At 44.3% G+C, this 18,281-nt stretch carries 20 protein-coding genes, 1 other RNA gene and 1 other annotated feature; of the genes, 3 read left to right on the plus strand and 18 right to left on the minus strand.

Annotated elements, in window-relative coordinates:
- Window positions 1-90: 90 nt before the first annotated feature.
- The 9 genes from BLT29_RS07200 to BLT29_RS07240 all read right to left on the minus strand — a co-directional run bounded on the left by BLT29_RS07200 (window position 91) and on the right by BLT29_RS07240 (window position 7,503).
- Complete coding sequence (locus BLT29_RS07200; RefSeq protein WP_090775652.1) at window positions 91-276, minus strand: DUF3918 family protein; 186 nt, start codon at window positions 274-276, stop codon at window positions 91-93.
- A gap of 23 nt (window positions 277-299) precedes the next feature.
- Entirely contained in the window at window positions 300-488 is a 189-nt protein-coding gene (locus tag BLT29_RS07205) for a YrzR-like zinc ribbon domain (protein ID WP_090775653.1), read from the minus strand.
- Between the two features lie 68 nt (window positions 489-556).
- Window positions 557-1,027, minus strand: coding sequence for a PRC-barrel domain-containing protein (locus tag BLT29_RS13670; RefSeq protein ID WP_245701154.1), 471 nt, complete (start codon window positions 1,025-1,027; stop codon window positions 557-559).
- An 89-nt stretch (window positions 1,028-1,116) separates the two neighbouring features.
- The gene (gene recD2, locus BLT29_RS07215; protein WP_090775654.1) at window positions 1,117-3,426 is read right to left on the minus strand and encodes an SF1B family DNA helicase RecD2; all 2,310 of its coding nucleotides are present in this window, start codon (window positions 3,424-3,426) and stop codon (window positions 1,117-1,119) included.
- 5 nt (window positions 3,427-3,431) lie between these two features.
- Window positions 3,432-4,091, minus strand: a complete 660-nt coding sequence (locus BLT29_RS07220; RefSeq protein WP_090775655.1) for a tetratricopeptide repeat protein — start codon at window positions 4,089-4,091, stop codon at window positions 3,432-3,434.
- A 35-nt stretch (window positions 4,092-4,126) separates the two neighbouring features.
- Window positions 4,127-5,218 carry a tRNA 2-thiouridine(34) synthase MnmA gene (mnmA, locus tag BLT29_RS07225; RefSeq protein ID WP_176763853.1) on the minus strand — a complete coding sequence of 364 codons (1,092 nt, stop codon included), beginning with the start codon at window positions 5,216-5,218 and terminating at the stop codon, window positions 4,127-4,129.
- A gap of 30 nt (window positions 5,219-5,248) precedes the next feature.
- Complete coding sequence (locus BLT29_RS07230; RefSeq protein ID WP_090775657.1) at window positions 5,249-6,418, minus strand: cysteine desulfurase family protein; 1,170 nt, start codon at window positions 6,416-6,418, stop codon at window positions 5,249-5,251.
- A 67-nt stretch (window positions 6,419-6,485) separates the two neighbouring features.
- The gene (cymR, locus tag BLT29_RS07235; protein ID WP_090775822.1) at window positions 6,486-6,905 is read right to left on the minus strand and encodes a cysteine metabolism transcriptional regulator CymR; all 420 of its coding nucleotides are present in this window, start codon (window positions 6,903-6,905) and stop codon (window positions 6,486-6,488) included.
- A 310-nt stretch (window positions 6,906-7,215) separates the two neighbouring features.
- A complete protein-coding gene (locus BLT29_RS07240) occupies window positions 7,216-7,503 on the minus strand; it encodes a hypothetical protein (protein ID WP_090775658.1) in 288 nt (95 codons plus the stop codon).
- A gap of 169 nt (window positions 7,504-7,672) precedes the next feature.
- On the opposite strand from BLT29_RS07240, the gene BLT29_RS07245 reads away from it, so the two are divergent.
- Both BLT29_RS07245 and BLT29_RS07250 read left to right on the plus strand, forming a co-directional pair.
- Window positions 7,673-8,941, plus strand: coding sequence for a replication-associated recombination protein A (locus BLT29_RS07245; RefSeq protein ID WP_090775659.1), 1,269 nt, complete (start codon window positions 7,673-7,675; stop codon window positions 8,939-8,941).
- A 110-nt stretch (window positions 8,942-9,051) separates the two neighbouring features.
- Window positions 9,052-9,690: an RsfA family transcriptional regulator gene (locus BLT29_RS07250; RefSeq protein ID WP_090775660.1), complete on the plus strand. Its 639-nt coding sequence runs from the start codon at window positions 9,052-9,054 to the stop codon at window positions 9,688-9,690.
- 49 nt (window positions 9,691-9,739) lie between these two features.
- Here BLT29_RS07250 and BLT29_RS07255 read toward each other — a convergent pair whose 3' ends face one another.
- Together BLT29_RS07255 and ssrS are read right to left on the minus strand one after the other, a co-directional pair.
- Complete coding sequence (locus tag BLT29_RS07255) at window positions 9,740-10,507, minus strand: tRNA threonylcarbamoyladenosine dehydratase (protein ID WP_090775661.1); 768 nt, start codon at window positions 10,505-10,507, stop codon at window positions 9,740-9,742.
- A gap of 62 nt (window positions 10,508-10,569) precedes the next feature.
- Window positions 10,570-10,749: non-coding RNA, 6S RNA (gene ssrS, locus BLT29_RS07260), on the minus strand.
- A 167-nt stretch (window positions 10,750-10,916) separates the two neighbouring features.
- On the opposite strand from ssrS, the gene BLT29_RS07265 reads away from it, so the two are divergent.
- Window positions 10,917-11,228, plus strand: a complete 312-nt coding sequence (locus BLT29_RS07265; protein WP_090775662.1) for a hypothetical protein — start codon at window positions 10,917-10,919, stop codon at window positions 11,226-11,228.
- A 45-nt stretch (window positions 11,229-11,273) separates the two neighbouring features.
- Here BLT29_RS07265 and aspS read toward each other — a convergent pair whose 3' ends face one another.
- The 7 genes from aspS to BLT29_RS07290 form a co-directional block, all read right to left on the minus strand.
- Entirely contained in the window at window positions 11,274-13,040 is a 1,767-nt protein-coding gene (gene aspS / locus BLT29_RS07270; RefSeq protein WP_090775663.1) for an aspartate--tRNA ligase, read from the minus strand.
- Window positions 13,033-14,322 carry a histidine--tRNA ligase gene (gene hisS, locus BLT29_RS07275; RefSeq protein ID WP_090775664.1) on the minus strand — a complete coding sequence of 430 codons (1,290 nt, stop codon included), beginning with the start codon at window positions 14,320-14,322 and terminating at the stop codon, window positions 13,033-13,035. Before hisS ends, aspS begins: the two co-directional genes overlap by 8 nt.
- 65 nt (window positions 14,323-14,387) lie before the next feature.
- Window positions 14,388-14,612: a binding site (T-box leader), on the minus strand.
- 102 nt (window positions 14,613-14,714) lie between these two features.
- The gene (locus tag BLT29_RS13355; RefSeq protein WP_176763854.1) at window positions 14,715-14,873 is read right to left on the minus strand and encodes a hypothetical protein; all 159 of its coding nucleotides are present in this window, start codon (window positions 14,871-14,873) and stop codon (window positions 14,715-14,717) included.
- A 142-nt stretch (window positions 14,874-15,015) separates the two neighbouring features.
- Complete coding sequence (locus tag BLT29_RS13360; protein WP_176763855.1) at window positions 15,016-15,153, minus strand: hypothetical protein; 138 nt, start codon at window positions 15,151-15,153, stop codon at window positions 15,016-15,018.
- On the minus strand, window positions 15,150-16,313 hold the full coding sequence (locus BLT29_RS07280; RefSeq protein ID WP_090775665.1) for an AimR family lysis-lysogeny pheromone receptor: 1,164 nt from the start codon (window positions 16,311-16,313) through the stop codon (window positions 15,150-15,152). Before BLT29_RS07280 ends, BLT29_RS13360 begins: the two co-directional genes overlap by 4 nt.
- Before the next feature lie 210 nt (window positions 16,314-16,523).
- A complete protein-coding gene (locus BLT29_RS07285; protein WP_090775666.1) occupies window positions 16,524-17,540 on the minus strand; it encodes a Gfo/Idh/MocA family protein in 1,017 nt (338 codons plus the stop codon).
- 13 nt (window positions 17,541-17,553) lie between these two features.
- Window positions 17,554-18,261: a ThuA domain-containing protein gene (locus BLT29_RS07290; RefSeq protein WP_090775667.1), complete on the minus strand. Its 708-nt coding sequence runs from the start codon at window positions 18,259-18,261 to the stop codon at window positions 17,554-17,556.
- Window positions 18,262-18,281: the final 20 nt, after the last annotated feature.

Raw genomic sequence — 18,281 nt, forward strand, 5'->3', positions numbered from 1 at the left:
GCGACTGCTTCCATTTTGTATGGTGAAGAGGACAGACAGGATGTTAAACATCAAAAAAAAGAGCGGTCTATCTTAGACCACTCCTTACACTTAACGAAACATGTGTCGCAGCTTTTTCTTCGCTTTTTTCCATACTCGCGTGTCCATAAGCTGTCGATCCATTGCCAATACTGGCGCAAGAACGTGTTGCATTTTCCGTTTCGTCTTTTTATCGCTCATTGAGTACCAAGCAGCACCGAGGCCTAATACAACGAGCGGGGTCATTGCTTTTTTCATACGACTCACCTCCGGATTGAACGTCACAAATTGATGCGACGCTCATTTTCTTCAAACAAGTCGTCAAGCGAGCTGAGCGAACCGTCTTCCTCCACTTGGTGTAAAGACAAGCAGCCATCCACTAAGCTCATTTCAATAAAGCAATGCCAACAATAATATTGGTTCATACCAATTTTACCGATGTCTTTTCGTTGGCAGTTTGGGCAACGCATCGTCTGGGCCTCCGTTTTTTCGGAATGATCTCAGATGATGACTTTACTTCCATCATGAATCTAAGCGCTCATAGAGACAACACCGCGCGATCTTTACTAATCACAAGGTCTTTGCCTCGAACAATCTTTCGCCCTTCTGTGATGTCAGAAAGCCAACCATCCGTCACTTCATACCCTTCGATTGTACCCAGCTCAACGTCGAAGTATACATCTTCTACCAACCCAAGCGTCTCGCCTTCTGACGACAACAATGGCTTGCCTCGAAAACGACGTTTCCCCGTGACAATTGAATAACACTGCTTATGCTTGTGGGACACTGGTTCAAGCGCACAAGCATGTTCAATCATCATTGCTTCTGAACCCGCACTTGTGACAGCATCTACGGATAGAAAATGGGTATGAGAAAAGAGGCGCCGCTTCTGCACTAAAAAGCCAATGATACGTGATTCAAAAAGCAGCCCATCAATGACACGACCCTTTTCTATTCCAGTAGCGCGCTCAATGACTGGCAGCCCGACAAACGCTTGTACTGTTCGCAAAGTAGACACCCACCCTTCCGAACAGTTTTAGTTTAAGCATCTCCACACGACGCTATGCAACCGAGGAGTCGGAAGTCATTTCCTGAAAGTTACTCGTCCCGGGCGCCATCACTTTGGATTTTGGCTTCTGCTCTCTCACTTGTAGTCATGGTGAGACGTTCTTGCAGCTTTGAATACCGCTCAATGTCATGGGTATTTTTTGCAGCCATTTCAATGGTACGTATATCTCCACACAACAACAAAAACTGTTGCGCACGCGTAATGGCTGTATACAATAAGTTGCGACGTAACATACGATGATAATTGGCAACAACGGGCAAAACAACAATTGGAAACTCGCTTCCCTGTGCTTTATGAATGGATGAGCAATATGCATGAGTAATATTACCTAAATCCTTTTTCTCATACGTCACCTCAACCCCATCATAAGAGACAACCACTTGATCGCGCTTTTCCACCGTTTCTTTTGCATAAATGATTCCGACAACCTCACCTCGATCACCGTTATAAACACCATCTTCTGCGTTGTTAATCAGTTGCAAAACCATGTCCCCTGTACGAAACACCACGTCCCCATACGACAATTCGCGTCGTCCTTTTTTTGGTGGATTAAATAACGATTGTAACCACTCATTTAGGGCAATAATACCGGCAGGCCCTTTATACATCGGTGCTAATACTTGGACATCTTTTGCCGTGTAACCTTTCTTTACTGCATTCATACAAATTTGACCGACCATCTCTTGCACTTGTCCTGGATGACAAGGAAAAAAGCGATAGTCTGGTTTCTGAGCTTGAAAATCGCTCGGGATGATCCCGTCCTTGACAGCATGCGCTAATTCAATAATGGATGAACCTTCCGCTTGGCGATAAATCCCTGTCAGCTGCACGGTGGGAATGTTCCCGCAAGCTAACAGATCTTTTAGTACTTGTCCAGGCCCTACGGACGGCAATTGGTTTTCATCGCCAACAAGAACAACCTGCATCCCACGCGGAATGGCCTTAAATAATTGATGTGCGACCCAAGCATCCACCATGGATACTTCATCCACAATGAGTAATTCGCCGTCTAATTGGTCATGATCACCTTTACCAAAACCGATATCGCTTCCTTTCCATTCAAGCAGACTATGGATCGTGCTCGCTGGTAACCCCGTCGCTTCGGCCATACGTTTACTCGCTCTACCTGTTGGCGCTGTTAATTTTAACGGAAAAGGATTGTTCTCGCTGTATGTCTCAACAGATAGAGAAACACCATGTAGGTGGGCATATGCCTCCACAATGCCTTTAATCACTGTTGTTTTCCCAGTCCCTGGACCACCTGTCAATAATAATAATGGTAAAGACAGTGCTTTGTGTATGGCTTCTTTCTGCGCGAGCGCGTACGTCACCCCGTGTGATTCCTCCAAAAACCCTAACGTCTTTTCAATTTCTGAGTCTGGAAATTGCTGTTTCATTGTTTGCGACAACAAGCGATGCGTGTTGCGGGCAATGCCTTTTTCAGCAAAGTATAACGTCTTCATATAGACACGATCTTCTTCAATGAATAATAAATCTTCTTCACTCATCTCGATAAGTGTTTTGTTCAACTCGTCTACAGTAATCTCAGTATGTGGGTGACTTAACAAAGCGCTTGCTTCTTGCACAAGATCAGGCTGCAAAAGATACATGTGCCCTTGCTGCACACTTAATTCGCCAAGCAAATAAAGTAGCCCTGCACGCAATCGTTCAGGATGACTGCCAGTTAAACCAACTGCCGCCCCTAACTGATCTGCGCGTCGAAAACCAATTCCTTCGACATCTTCAATCAATTTATATGGGGTTGTACGAATAATATCCAGTGCTTGGAGCTTGTACGCGCGATAAACTGCCATCGATAGCTCTGTTCCGAATCCATACTGTGATAACTGTAATAATACTTGTTCTGCCCCTTGCTGATCGAGCAACTGCTCATACAATCTATCAGCAACGTCTTTTTTTAGTTTCGGCACATCATCAAGGACAGATCGGTCTTCCACAATGCACGATATCGCACGTTCTCCAAGCGTATTGACAATCACCTCTGCTGTCTTTATTCCCACACCTGGAAAACGATCACTTGCTAAGAAACGCACAATCCCATTTTTTGTCTGAGGTATGTCACGACGGAAGGCATCCACACGGTACTGTGTGCCAAAACGTGGATGTTCTGTCATTTGTCCTTGAAAAATAAACAGTTCATGTAACTCCAACGTCGGTAAATGGCCCACGATGGTGACTTTTTTTGTGTGAAGTTCTTCATTTGTTTCATGCACACGTAATAACGCCACTGTATAATCATTTTCATCGTTACGAAACAGAACGTGGATAATCTCACCTTTAATGAAACCTTGCGTACTCAGCTCTGCTGGACGTTCCATGCCGGTCATCCTTTATTTAATGCGTCTTCTACTACACGCTTGCCATTCCCAGCAAGTAAATGATCGGGCTGGGAATGTAATGCGCGGGTAAACGATGCCAATGCTTCATCTATTTCATTATTTGCAGCTTGTGCAACCCCTAAATTATAATGGGCGTCCGCATGTGTTTCATCTAATGACAACGTTTTTTCAAACAGCCTACGTGCCTCTGTTAGCTGTTCTAATTGCGCCAAGCAAAGACCGTATTGGAAACAAACCTCTACATCCATCTCATTCATTTCATGCGCTCGACTAAAGTTTGCCAATGCATGCGGCAACGTCCCTTGCTGGTAATAACTCATCCCAAGCATATAATACAAGTCCGCTTCATCTAAACCGTTTTTATGTGCATGTTTAAAATGTTGAATCGCCTGCTCATACATTTCTTGCTCATAATACAGTGTCCCAGCACTGTAATAAGCCACGGCCGAATCAGGTTCTAATTCAATTGCACGTTCAAAAAAAATGTGTGCCCGCTCTTGATCGCCCAACACATGGAGCAAGTTCCCCATGTTCACATAACCAACAGCTTCTTTCGGATTTTCCTCAATATATGCAGTAAAATACTTTGCTGCCTCTTCATACTTTCCTTCGCGCATGAAAGTTGCGCCTTGTTGTTCATCCATTTTGTATTGCTCCTCCCAATGGCAACAGCCGCCTGTTACAACGTTTTTAATACTTGGTCAATCGTTGCGCCACCAATACAGCGATCTCCTTCATAAAAAACGACCGCTTGACCAGGCGTAATTGCCCGTTGTCGCGTTTCAAAAGTAACATGCACTTTCCCTTCTTCGTTCGGCACAACCGTCACCGCCTGGTCCGCTTGGCGATAGCGAAACTTTGCCATGCATGAAAAAGGTTTTGTCGGTGCTACTTTTGAAATCCAATTGACATCCGTAGCGATCAATCCAGCGCTATATAATCCTTCGTGGTCATCCCCTTGCCCAACCACAAGTACATTGCGGGCAATGTCTTTGTCAATGACAAACCAAGGTTCACCTGCGCCACCGATTCCTAGACCTTGACGCTGACCAAGTGTGTAGTACATTAAACCGTCATGAGTACCCTTCACTTCTCCAGCAGCGGTTTCCATCCGACCCGGTTGAGCTGGCAGGAATGTTTGCAAAAATGACTTAAAATCGCGCTCGCCAATAAAACAAATGCCGGTGCTATCCTTCTTCTTTGCGGTTGCCAGTCCTGCATCCTCCGCACGTTTACGAACTTCTACTTTCGGCAATTCACCAAGTGGAAACATTACTTTTGACAACTGCTTCTGACTCAATGCATAAAGAAAGTACGTTTGGTCTTTGTTCTGATCCAAACCTTTACATAACTGATATTCACCATCATGCGCTTCAAGTCGTGCATAATGTCCGGTTGCAACATAATCGGCACCTAGTGTGAGCGCGTGATTTAAAAATGCCTTGAATTTAATCTCTTTATTACACATCACATCTGGATTCGGTGTTCTTCCAGCTTTATATTCATTCAAAAAGTAAGTAAACACTTTATCCCAGTACTGTTTTTCAAAGTTTACAGCGTAATACGGAATATCTAGTTGTTCACACACACGTGCGACATCTTCATAATCTTCTTGCGCTGAGCAAAAGCCGGCGTCGTTCTCTTCATTCCAATTTTTCATAAAAATACCGATGACATCGTACCCTTGTTCTTTTAATAATAATGCTGTCACCGATGAATCTACACCGCCAGACATGCCCACAACCACACGCGTTTTTCTCTGTGCTTCCATCACCTTGCCACCTTCCTTATTTCCGCAATACTATTGAATAAATGGCTCGTCCATCTGCGCTTGTCGCACATATTTGGCGAGCATTGTGCCCACGTAAGTTGCTTCTGCGCATGTATTTGTATAACCAAAACTAATCCGAATCGATCCTTGTACTCGCGGTGACTGTTTTCCATACATTGATTGTAAAACATGTGATGGTTCAAGTGTGCCTGCGGTGCAAGCAGAACCACCCGACACAGCAATGCCAGCTAAATCTAATTGGGCAAGCAGCGTCTCCGTCTTCACTTTCGGGAAATGGATATTCAGAATGTGCGCCAACGTACGTTCACTTGTGCCATTAATCTCATAAGACACACCTTCACGCGCTAATATCGTCAACAATGCTTGTCTGAGCGTCATGTAATGCTGCTTTCGTATGTCTTGCTCTTCGGCAGTAATTGCAAATGCTTTCGCAAATCCGACAATGCCCGGTACATCTTCTGTTCCTGCTCGACGCTTTTGTTCTTGTTCGCCACCATAAAGTAACGGTTTTAGCACAATACCATTACGCACATACAAACAGCCTACTCCTTTTGGTCCGTTTACTTTATGACTAGAAATTGACATTAAATCTACGCCGAGTACATCCACATCAAGCAAACAACTACTTGCAGCTTGTACCGCATCTGTATGGAACACTGCCGGATGACCCTTCAGGAGTCTACCAATTTCTGGAACTGGCGCAAGTGCACCTGTTTCATTATTCGCATACATAATGGATACAAGCACCGTGTCATCTGTCAATACGCGTTTAATTGCTTCAACGGAGACCACACCTGATTGGTTAACGGGTAAACGCGTCACTCGGTACCCTTCCTGTTCTAGCTCAGAAATTGCATGTGCAACCGCGTGGTGTTCAATTTCGGTTGTAATGATATGAGCCCCTGGACGACCGTACTGTCGCACATAGCCAAATAAAGCAAGGTTAATCGACTCTGTGCCACCACTGGTGAATAAAACAGAAGCAGGGGACGCAGAAAGCAACGAAGCAATGGTTTGGCGGGCAGACACAACCGCCTTTTTTGCTTCACGTCCAAATTGATGCAAGCTCGATGGGTTACCATACCGCTCTAAAAAGTAAGGACACATTGCCTCGAAAGCGACCGGATGCAATCCGGACGTCGCTGCATGATCCATATAGACCGCTTCCTTCGTTTCCATGAGATCACTCCCTTTTTCCAGAAGCCAGAAACGAATCCTTTTCACTGGCATTCATCGCAAATCAGTTTTAAATATAAAACATGTAATATTCCTGCTCACGCTCTTGTTTAAAATTGGCTAAATCTGCTAACGTTGTTTGATCAAGGACCTCTTTCACCGCATCACGAATTTTGATCCATAAATCTCTTTTGGCTGGCTCTTCATCTTCTAATACTTCAACTGGACTGATTGGTCCTTCCAGTACACGAATAATATCACCGGCCGTAATTTCTTCTGCTCGTTTATTTAACATATAACCACCATAAGCGCCTCGCACACTTTTGACAAGCTCTGCATGACGCAATGGTGTAATCAACTGTTCCAAATAGTGTTCCGACAACTTGTGTTCCTTGGCGATCGACTTTAATGAAATCGGTCCTTCTCCAGCCTTTTTCGCAAGTGCCATCATCATCGTTAAGCCGTAACGCCCTTTCGTTGAAATCTTCATCTTATCACCCTTTATCGTCTCAATGGCGCAACTTTCTTGCATCACTGCTCTTTTGAATTTCCACTATTAAATATGCTTCTTTATCCGTCCATATTATAACATGTTTCTCTATAACGTTAACACCCACGATTGAAAAAGGAGATGCGACAAAAATAACAAATAAATCAATTTTAAAGTTAATTCTGTTATTTATGTACCGATTTTTCCTACGTAACACAAAAGAAAACAAAAAGGTTCCTCTGGTCTTTGAAGCCTGTATCTAAGTAAGCAAGGAACCTCATTACACAATCGCTATCACTTATCGTACTATTTATGCCTCATGTAATAATGAACGAGCTGACAAAACCCCTAATAACCGGCTATGTTCCTTCTGTTGTCGCTTTAAAACTTGCATATTTTCGTCAATCTCATGTACTTTGTCATTCGTTTCCAATACAGCTTGCTTCATCTGTTGCTGCTCCATTTTCATAAACGATTGTTCTTCTTTCATTGATAACAGATCTTCTTTCATTGATGACTGATCTTGTTTCATCACTTTAATATCCGCTTCCATATCGCCTAGTTTGTGTAAGATTTTTTCCAGCATTTGTTCACTCATTTGCTTTGTCACACCTCCCTTTTGCCCTCAAAATCGTGAAAGGATGTTATACTTTATAGTATACACTGCCGAAAATGAGAATGAAAGGATTTTTCACTGTTAGTTTACGAAATTCTTCTTCTTTACACGTATAATAGTATGAAATTGGAAGAGAGGCGAACGACCACCTATGAAAAAACAACCACTTGCTTACCGCATGCGCCCAACCGACATTGCACACATCATTGGTCAATCCGCAATTTTAGGAGAGGGAATGTTACTACGTAGAATGGTTGAAACAAAACAACTATCTTCTATGATTTTATACGGACCACCAGGTACAGGAAAAACTTCGCTTGCTCGCGCCATTGCTGGTACGTGTGGTTACCCGTTTCGCATGCTTAATGCAGCTACACACCAGAAAAAAGATATTGTCGTCGTGATTGAAGAAGCGAAAATGTCCGGTTCACTATTACTAATATTAGACGAGGTACACCGGCTTGACAAAGGAAAACAAGATTTGCTCCTCCCTCACCTTGAAAATGGACAATTATGCCTTATCGGTGCCACAACTGCTAACCCTTATCACGCGATCAATCCTGCGGTACGCAGTCGCTGCCATATTTTTGAACTAGCCACCCCGCAGCCAGATGACATTGAAAATGTGCTTCGACGCGCATTAAGAGATAGCAAAAATGGCTTTGGCGAAGCATCTATTCATATGGAAGAAGAAGCCATCCCTCATCTCGCACGCGCTTGCGGTGGGGATGTGCGCGCTGCTTTAAATGCGCTGGAGCTAGCCGTTTTATCTACGCCAAAAAACGAGCACGGGGAACGCCACATCACTTTAAAAACAGCGGAACAAAGCATTCAAAAAAAATACATTCAGCATGACAAAGATGGCGATGCACACTATGATGTCCTCTCTGCATTTCAAAAATCTATTCGCGGCAGTGACGTCAATGCAAGCCTTCACTATTTGGCGCGCTTGCTTGTCGCTGGAGACTTTGCAAGTATTCATCGCCGTCTCCTTGTGATCGCCTATGAAGATATTGGACTTGCGAATCCACAAGCTGGACCTCGTACACTCGCTGCCATTGAAGCTTCCGAGCGATTAGGACCGCCAGAAGCACGAATCCCACTTGCTAACGCTGTCGTAGAACTCGCACTGTCCCCTAAAAGCAATAGCGCCTATCAAGCGATTGATCATGCCATTGCTGCATTACACAAAGGAGAGAGCGGGACAATTCCACGCCATTTAAAAGATGCACACTATCAAGGCGCAAAACAATTAGGCAATGGTCTTACCTATCAATATCCACATAACCACAAATCTGGTTGGGTGAAACAACAATACTTACCGGATGCCATTGCGCACCACCAATATTATGATGCAAAGAAGACAGGAAAATTTGAACAAGCGCTTGCGCAAGTTTATGAAACGTTACAGCACAAATGATATGACGAGGTTGATCATCCATTTTGTCTCACTTCCTCATGCAAGACTTGTATAAAATTCTTTTTGTAAGGAAATATTATAGTCATACCATAGCAAAAGGGGTTGAACATATGAAAGTGAGACAAGACGCATGGTCCCACGAAGACGATGTCCTGCTAGCTGAGACAGTCCTCACTCATATCAAAGAAGGTAGCACACAACTAAGAGCGTTTGATGAAGTAGGCGATCTATTAAACCGGACATCCGCTGCCTGTGGCTTTAGATGGAACGCCGTTGTCCGTAAAAAACACTTGCAAAATATTGAATTAGCAAAACGGGAGCGAAAAGAAAGAAAACGTGCCCAAACAACGCACTTTTTCTCACAACCTCGCAGGCAAGAAACGAGACAACCCGTTTCACGATTCTTTCAAATGGATCACGAGCAAGCACATACGCCAACAAATGTAACACTCGCGTCCATCATTCAACAACTGCAACAATATGCAACAACTGAACAACAACATACAGGCTTGCTACAAGAAAATGAGCAACTTCGGAATGAACTCCGGCAATCACAACAACGTTTACAGGAGCTTGAAACCTCGCTCCAAAAACATAAACAAGATCATAGTATGATTGAAGAAGATTATCAATCACTCATTCAAATTATGAACCGGGCGCGCCGGATGGCCATTTTAGAAGATGAACAAACTGACAGCGCGACTTTTCGAATGGAGCCTAATGGTAATCTTGAAAAGCTCTCCAATTAAGGAGCACCGATTTTCACATAAAAGAACCATGCCCTCTGGCTTGGTTCTTTTATGGTTGCCGCTCAATCTTTATCCCTTCAAGCAATCGATTAATCACATGGCCTGCCATCATCAAGCCAGAAATAGACGGCACAAATGCATTAGATGACGGGGGCATTTTCGCCTTCCGAATCGGTCCTTCTTCCGCAGCAGGCGGGACAATATCGGCACGCACTTCTTCCCGAATCCGGATCGGCTTCTCATCAGAGAAGACAACGTCAACCCCTTTATGAATACCGACTTTACGAAGACGCGTCCGCACCACTCGTGCAATCGGATCATAACTTGTATTAGATATATCCACGACACGCAATCGTGTTGGATCCATCTTATTCGCCACACCCATACTTGAAATAACCGGGATACCCCGCTTTTTACATTGTTCAATTAAATGTACTTTATAAGAAATTGTATCGCTTGCATCTATGACGTAATCAATCCCATATTCAAAAAAACTTTCATATGTTTCCTCGGTATAAAACATCTTTAATGCCACCACATCACAAGCTGGGTTAATATCTTTTATACGCGCTTCCATTAGTTCCACTTTCGGCTGACCTACCGTCGAAAGAAGGGCGTGGATTTGTCGATTCACATTTGTAATATCAACATCATCCTTATCGACAAGGATGATCCGGCCAACACCTGAACGCGCCAATGCTTCAGCAGAGAACGAACCAACACCACCAACACCTAAGACAGCGACCGTGCTCTCCTTTAAACGCTGCAATCCTTCTTGACCAATTGCTAATTCATTTCTTGAAAATTGATGTAACATCGTCGACCCTGTCCTCTCTCATGTTCGTATTCACATAAAAAAGTACCCACTTGGGTACTTTTTTATGTCCCGCTAATGCCGTAAAAGGTGACGCTTTGAACCTGCTACGCAGGTGGGCGCTCTGCATTTGCCTTTTTACGTCCCCTTCACTTCCAAGGCTTGTAATCGGACAAACAACGCCAAGCTCCCTCGTCTAAAGTGTTGGCTCAAAGAAAAACATCTTACGCACATCACAGGATCACGTGATTTCTTGATTTGATTATATCAGACTACATTGCCCTATGCAAGTTGTTCTGAAAATTCACCTAACATTTTTTTAACTTTGCATCCGCTCATTGTATCCTCGCTAATGTTCCGTTACACTATCTATAGGACAAAAAATATTTAACCACTAAAAGGTGTGAAGTTTATGGACGCACGTGCAACGCAACAATGTATAGAAGTAAGACAAGAAATAAATTCACTTGAGAAAAAGGTGACGCAAATTCCTTTCACAATGTCTTTATACGATGATCACATTGACGTAAAAGGAGAAAAGATCGCTCTTTCTATCATTTTTGACGTCTCTTATCGGTTACCGAGTGGCGAAAAAACGATTGGGTTTTTATATTTGCATACAAGCCGCGGTGTCCTCACTTACCAAATTAACACCAACCCGAAAGCATTCATTGCCGCTTTTAAAACCCTTGTTCCCGAAACAACTTTCCGCTCACAAACATGAAACGCGCCTCCTTACTGTCATTCAGAAAGGAGGCGCTGTGCATGCTTATTTTGTTTGTACAGATACATGTAAATCTAACAACTGCGCGAGCGCGACTTCATTTGGCGCATCCATTAGCAAGTCACTTGCACTTGCTGTTTTTGGAAAGGCAATGACGTCACGTAAATTTGTCTTGCCTGCCAGCAGCATGACAATCCGGTCTAACCCGAGGGCAATCCCGCCGTGTGGCGGGGCACCATATTCAAATGCCTCTAGTAAGAATCCAAACGCTTCTTTTGCCTCTTCTTCACTAAACCCGAGTAATTGGAACATCCGTGTTTGTAATTCACGCTCATAAATCCGCTGTGATCCGCCGCCGAGCTCATAACCATTCAATACGAGATCATACGCTTCTGCCCGTACTTTTTCAGGAGCCGTCTCCATTAAATGCTCATCTTCTGCTTTCGGCCGTGTAAATGGATGATGTAACGCGACGTAGCGCTTTGCCCCGGCATCATACTCAACAAGCGGGAAGTCGACGACCCATAAGAAGTTGAACTTCGTCTCGTCAATCAAACCAAACTGTTTCGCTAGCTTTAACCGCAAAGCGCCGAGCGCATCATACACAATTTGACTTTTGTCTGCGGCAAACAAGAGCAAGTCCGATGGCTTGGCGCCCATCGCTGTCAACAATGCCTTAGTTTGATCCTCATCAAAGAACTTCGCAATCGGTCCAGCAATGCCTTCTTCGGTCACTTTCAGCCACGCTAACCCTTTTGCTCCGTACGGCTTCACAAATTCGGCCAGTGCATCAATCTCTTTACGCGACAGCTTGTCTGCGCCTCCAGCAAGTGTCAATCCTTTGACGATGCCACCTGCTTCAAGTGCACGTGTGAATACTTGAAACGTTGTATCCGCCACTACTTCACCAAGCTCAACTAACTCCATCGCAAAACGTGTATCCGGTTTGTCAGAACCATAGCGATCCATCGCTTCAGCATACGTCATTCGCGGGAAAGACTCGGCTAGCGTAAGGGCATGTGTCTCTTTTAACAACAGCTTCATCATAGACTCTGTCATCACCAATATTTCTTCTGTACTTGAAAAACTTGTTTCAATATCAATTTGTGTAAACTCTGGTTGTCGGTCGGCACGAAGATCCTCGTCACGGAAACAACGAACAACTTGAAAATATTTTTCAAACCCTGCTACCATCAGCAACTGCTTAAACATTTGTGGCGATTGTGGGAGCGCATAAAATGAGCCCGGATGTACCCGACTCGGGACGAGGTAGTCCCGTGCCCCTTCTGGTGTGCTTTTCGTCAACATTGGCGTCTCAATTTCTAAAAAGCCATCACGGTCGAGAAAATCACGCATCACCTTTGTCACCCGGTGACGCAATGCAAAAACGGTTTGCATATCAGGACGACGCAAGTCAATATACCGATGGTGTAACCGTACATCTTCTGAGGCATCTGTATTGGCTTCAATTTGGAAGGGCAACGACTTCGCTGCATTGATTAATGTCATTTCATGGACATGCACTTCAATCGCACCTGTCACAAGCTTCGTTGAGACATTTTCTGGTTCGCGTGCCACCACCGTACCACTAAGGGATACAACATACTCATTCCGCATTTTCTCCGCTTCTTGTAATGCCGTTTCATTAATTTCCGGGCTACAAACCGTTTGCACAATCCCCGAATGATCACGTACATCTAAAAAGATTAGTTGCCCCAAGTCACGGCGCCGCTGCACCCATCCTTTTAAATGGACAACTTGTCCGATATGATCGCTCCCTAATTTCCCGCATTGATGTCGACCTTTACTCATGATGTTCCTCTCCCTCCAGTTCTTGTCTCAACCACGGCACGAGCTCACTTAGTGCTACTTCTTGTTGTGTCCCTCGTTGCATATGCTTGACAACCGCACATGAACGCGCCAACTCGTCTTCCCCTAAAATCACCGCATATTTCGCATGATACCGGTCAGCGGCTTTGAACTGAGCTTTCATCTTTTTATCTAAATAATCTTTATCTGCATGCACACCCGCTTGACGTAAGTCGTATAACAATTTCATCGCCTGCATGTGCGCGTCTTTGCCAAGAGCAATGACATAAGCATCCAACCCTTGCGCTGTTGGTAACGCCACACCTTCCGTTTTCAGCGCCAAAATCAATCGTTCAATGCTAAACGCAAAACCAATCCCTGGTGTCTCTGGCCCGCCAAATTGCTCAACAAGTCCGTTATAACGCCCGCCACCACACAAAGTTGTAATCGCACCAAACCCTGGCGCCGTACTCATTAACTCAAATGCAGTATGGTTATAGTAGTCAAGCCCACGAACGAGGTTGGCATCGACTTCATAAGGAATTTCTAGCAAATCAAGTGTCTGCTTCAATTCCGCAAAATATTGGCTTGACTCCTCATTCAAATGATCTAACACCGACGGTGCTGTCGCCATCAACGGGTGCGCGTGATCTTTTTTACAGTCTAAAATACGGAGAGGATTTTTTTCAAAGCGCTGCTGGCAATCGCCACATAATGTATGTAGCTCCGGTTCAAAATGTTTCATGAGCGCTTCACGATGAGCCACGCGACTCTCCGTATCACCTAACGAATTAATGACTAATTTTAAATGCGTTAATCCAAGTCGCCGACAAATGTCCATTAATAATGCCATTACTTCAGCATCTAGTTGCGGGCTCGCACTCCCTAGTGCCTCAACCCCAAATTGAACAAACTGGCGCATCCGACCGGCTTGCGGACGTTCATAACGGAACATCGGTCCAGTATAAAAGAGTTTTGTCGGCTGCGCAGGTGAACCATATAACTTATGTTCCACGAATGCACGGACGACAGAAGCGGTTCCTTCTGGACGTAACGTCAAACTTCGATCACCGCGATCTTTAAACGTGTACATCTCTTTTTGAACGATATCAGTTGTGTCGCCAACACCTCTTGCAAACACTTCCGTATGCTCAAATATCGGCGTACGAATCTCCTTAAAATTGTACGCCTCACATGTTTCCATCGACACTTTCTCAATCTGTTTCCATACAAGTATATCCTCAGGTAAAATATCTTGCGTTCCCCGTGGAAGCTGCATCGCCATCATGAAAAGCCCCTTTCTTTTTTCACGTTAGAAATAAAAAAACTCTCGCCCCAGATGCATGAATCATCTGGGACGAGAGAATCTCCCGTGGTACCACCCAATTTGAGGCAAAAAACTGCCTCCACTCTGTCTGTTAACGCCAGCAACGTTCTTTCCTACTGCAATGTATCGGTTCAGAAAGAAAACCTCGAAGGTGTTCACTCATTTAGACAAATGCGATCGCTCTCAGCCACGACGATCTTCTCTTTAGCATTTGTATTCTAAATGACATGCCTTGTCATCAGTTGATATATTAATGTCAGTAAAAGTTAGTTTCTAAACTATACGCATTCTTTTTTCATCCGTCAAGCGATCATGTGTTCTTTTATGTAAATCTTTCTTACGAATCGTTCCTAGTGTCTTTCTTGTTGCTTTTTATATAAAAACAAGTCCGCAGACGATAAGCCTGACTCATGCCACGTCTGTGATTGCACATTTTCCTCAACCAGCAAAGACTTCTCTTGTTCCGGATGTTGTTGTGTATACAGACTTTTCTTCGGGTGAATACGCACGCGCAATTCCGCTCCTTTCATGTACAGTATTAAGATCGCCTATTATGGACGATCTTAATCGGTTTATGAAAAGAAAAGAACAAATTCGCTAGCTACAGCGTGAAATAAAAAAGGGGAAGCGCCCCCAACTAAATGAGATGTACTATTTATCATCTGCGTGCGACTTAATTTCTGGCTTGCCACCTCCGCCTCCAGCAGTTTCGACCTCTGCACTTGCATGCGAACCTACAACACCAAGCACAACCACAGCAGCAAATAAGAAACATTTTATCACCTTCATTTAACTTCCCCTCCCAAATTAGTAGTAGGGCTTTCCAGTTGTTGTTGAATAAGCATGACCAAATGGGCGTAGCTCTTCTCTTTAAATTGTCCTAATGCCGACCACAAAAGCTCTTTCTTCCCTGTCGCCATTCCTTTATACCATGTCAAATGAGGATCACTTTTTACTGACACTTCTAACTCTCCAATTAAACGCAACGCTTTCTCACGCTCACCACGTACAATATATTGGTGCGCTTGTTCTTCAAGAGTAATCCCCTCTACAGAAACTGTTTCCCCTAATATACTACGGGCAAACGGATAATATTGACGCTCTAAACACTCTTGATATGCATATTGTCCTGTCTCTTTTGCAATCCGGATTGCTTCTTGGAAATAATACGCGCACTGTAAGCGATCTCCTTTGCACATCATGATCAACCCTAATCCATGATTAGGGGCAACTTTTGCTGCTTCTGGTGTGGATTCGTTTACAGTCACCGCTAAATAGTTTTTTTCTGCGTTTTCTACGTCTCCTTCGCCATACAAATAGTAATTACCTACCAACAATAATGTACGGCTTGCCAACACACTCTTTGTGTACCCTGTTTCAATTTTCCAGAGATCATCCACTAACCTTTCAAGCAACAAAGACGATTCTCTAATACTTCCCATTTGATCATAAGCATTTGCGGCTAGTATCTTCAAGCGTATCTTCAAAACGGGTTCTTTCACATTAACATCAAGATGCCGTGCTTCATCAATAATCTCCTCATACGTAAATGGATCTTCCAGCACCCGCAACAACAAGCGGTACACATGAACCCATTCCACCAGACATTCGTCATCATGATACCGTTCAATCAGTTGATGGAGGATGTCTCGTTGTTGAAATAATGCGGCATACTCAAATGCATCTTTAATATGAGGTAAAGAATGCAGCGATAACGCATATTCATTCATAAGTGCAGTCATTCGGGATTTTGCCATCTTCTTCACTGAATATGCTACTTGTTCAAAACTAAATTCCCGAAAGTCTTCGCGCCCAAGCCGGCGCATTAGCGCTGGCGTCCATTCCTTGTCCTTATTCCACAAGTTCATTTGCTTGAGCCGCTTTTCTGTGTCTTCCGTTATCCTACGAAGGGTATTGCCACCAAACAAACCAGCATAATTTATTGCCAAAACGTTGACCTCCCTTGATTCTGTTGTTCCTCCTCCTTTTCGACGGCAATAACCGCTTTCCCTTCCTTAATTTCCATTTTTCGTACGACAAATACCCTCATTTTGCACGCGTTTTTTGGTAATATTGTCACATTTTGTCATACATCGTTGTCTTACTTATCCATAAAACTAAAAACCACCCGTCGCTTCTGGTGGTTTTGTAAAATCTCATTACTCATTCCCTTCATAAATCCTCTCTATCATCGCCGACACCATTCGCGCTTCCTCTGGTCGCACGTGCGGTTCTGCTTCTCCTAGACAACTCGCGATAAACTGCTGCGCTTGGGCGAGGCTTTGGTCGGTGTCATACATACTCCAGTCCACTGTTGTTGTCGTGAGCAGCCCTTGACCCGATTTGTTTAGCGTGAGCGGAAACAAATCAATGCCACCTTCTGTTCCTGCAATGCGGACTGTTTCCCGATCTTCCGGGATATTAGCTGCCCAAGACGTCTCAAACAACATCGTCGCTCCGCTCGCGAATGTAATATATGCACTAGCATGGTCTTCCACATTCATCGTGGCCACATTATAAGTACCCCATTCATTCACTTGATCAATATCGCGACTGACGGCCGCATACGTTTGTCCATGAACAGATTTTACCGGCGGAAAGTCGGCGAGCCACAACGCCAAATCAAGCAAGTGACACCCGTAATCCATTAAACAGCCGCCACCTTGCAGGTCGCGATTCGTGAAAACACCCCAACCCGGAACTTTTCGACGACGCAACGCTTCCACTTTGATGACGAGCGGCTCACCAATTTCCCCGGCTTGAACAAGCTGCTTTGCTGCCAATGCTTGTGGGTGAAAACGATAATGATAGGCAATTTGCAGTACACACCCCGATGTCTTGGCCGCTGATTCCATTTCCAAACATTCTGCTTCCGTGAGGGCCATCGGCTTCTCACATAGTACGTGTACCCCTGCTTGCAACGCTTCGAGTGCAGCTTCATGGTGAAAGCGGTTTGGTGTACAAATGACAACCGCATCTACCATCTGAAGTAACTGTGCACGTGACGTCGCCACGTGTGGGATATGAAACTGTTTGGCTACTTCCATGGCGCGCCCTTCATTGACATCATAAACCGCCGTTAGTGCAACCGTTTGCACTCGCGCAAATGCTGGAATATGCCGGTCGATCGCAATCCCTCCGACACCAATAAAACCAATTTTTATCGACGCTTTCATGTTGTTCTCTCCTCTAGTTGTTTACTCGTGCTTCTCCGTATATCGGCGCTGGGCGTTTCGTCGGTGCTGCCCAGCGAACAGCGTTAGAAATGACGCGCCTAATTTCAGGATGTTTATAAGTCGGATACGTTTCATGTCCCGGACGGAAGTAAAAAATCTTTCCTTGTCCACGTGTATAAGTACAACCACTGCGGCATATTTCTCCACCGGCAAACCAACTAACAAATAACAGTTCCTCAGGTACCGGAATATCAAAATGCTCGCCGTACATTTCTTCTTTATCAAGTTCAATACATTCTGGTACACCTTCAACAATGGGATGATTCGGTTGCACGACCCATAGCCGCTCTTTTTCACCCGACTGCCGCCATTTTAAATCACATGTGGTGCCCATTAGCTTTTTAAAAATCTTTGAGAAGTGTCCTGAATGAAGCACAATTAAGCCCATTCCACTTAACACCCGCTCGTAAACACGGTTGACAACCGCTTCTGTCACTTCTTCATGCGCCATATGTCCCCACCAGATGAGGACATCTGTCTGTGCCAAAACGTCTTCTGTCAACCCATGTTCTGGCTCATCCAGCGTCGCTGTGTTCACTTTTTCGACGCCACTTTTACGTAAAAAAGAGGCAATCTCTTCGTGCATGCCATTCGGATAGACAGACGCCACTTCTTCATTTTGACGTTCATGTCTATATTCATTCCAAACTGTGACATTCATTTGTTTGTGCTCCTCTAACT

The sequence above is a fragment of the Shouchella lonarensis genome, assembly GCF_900096965.1.
Classification (GTDB): Bacteria; Bacillota; Bacilli; order Bacillales; family Bacillaceae_D; genus Shouchella; species Shouchella lonarensis.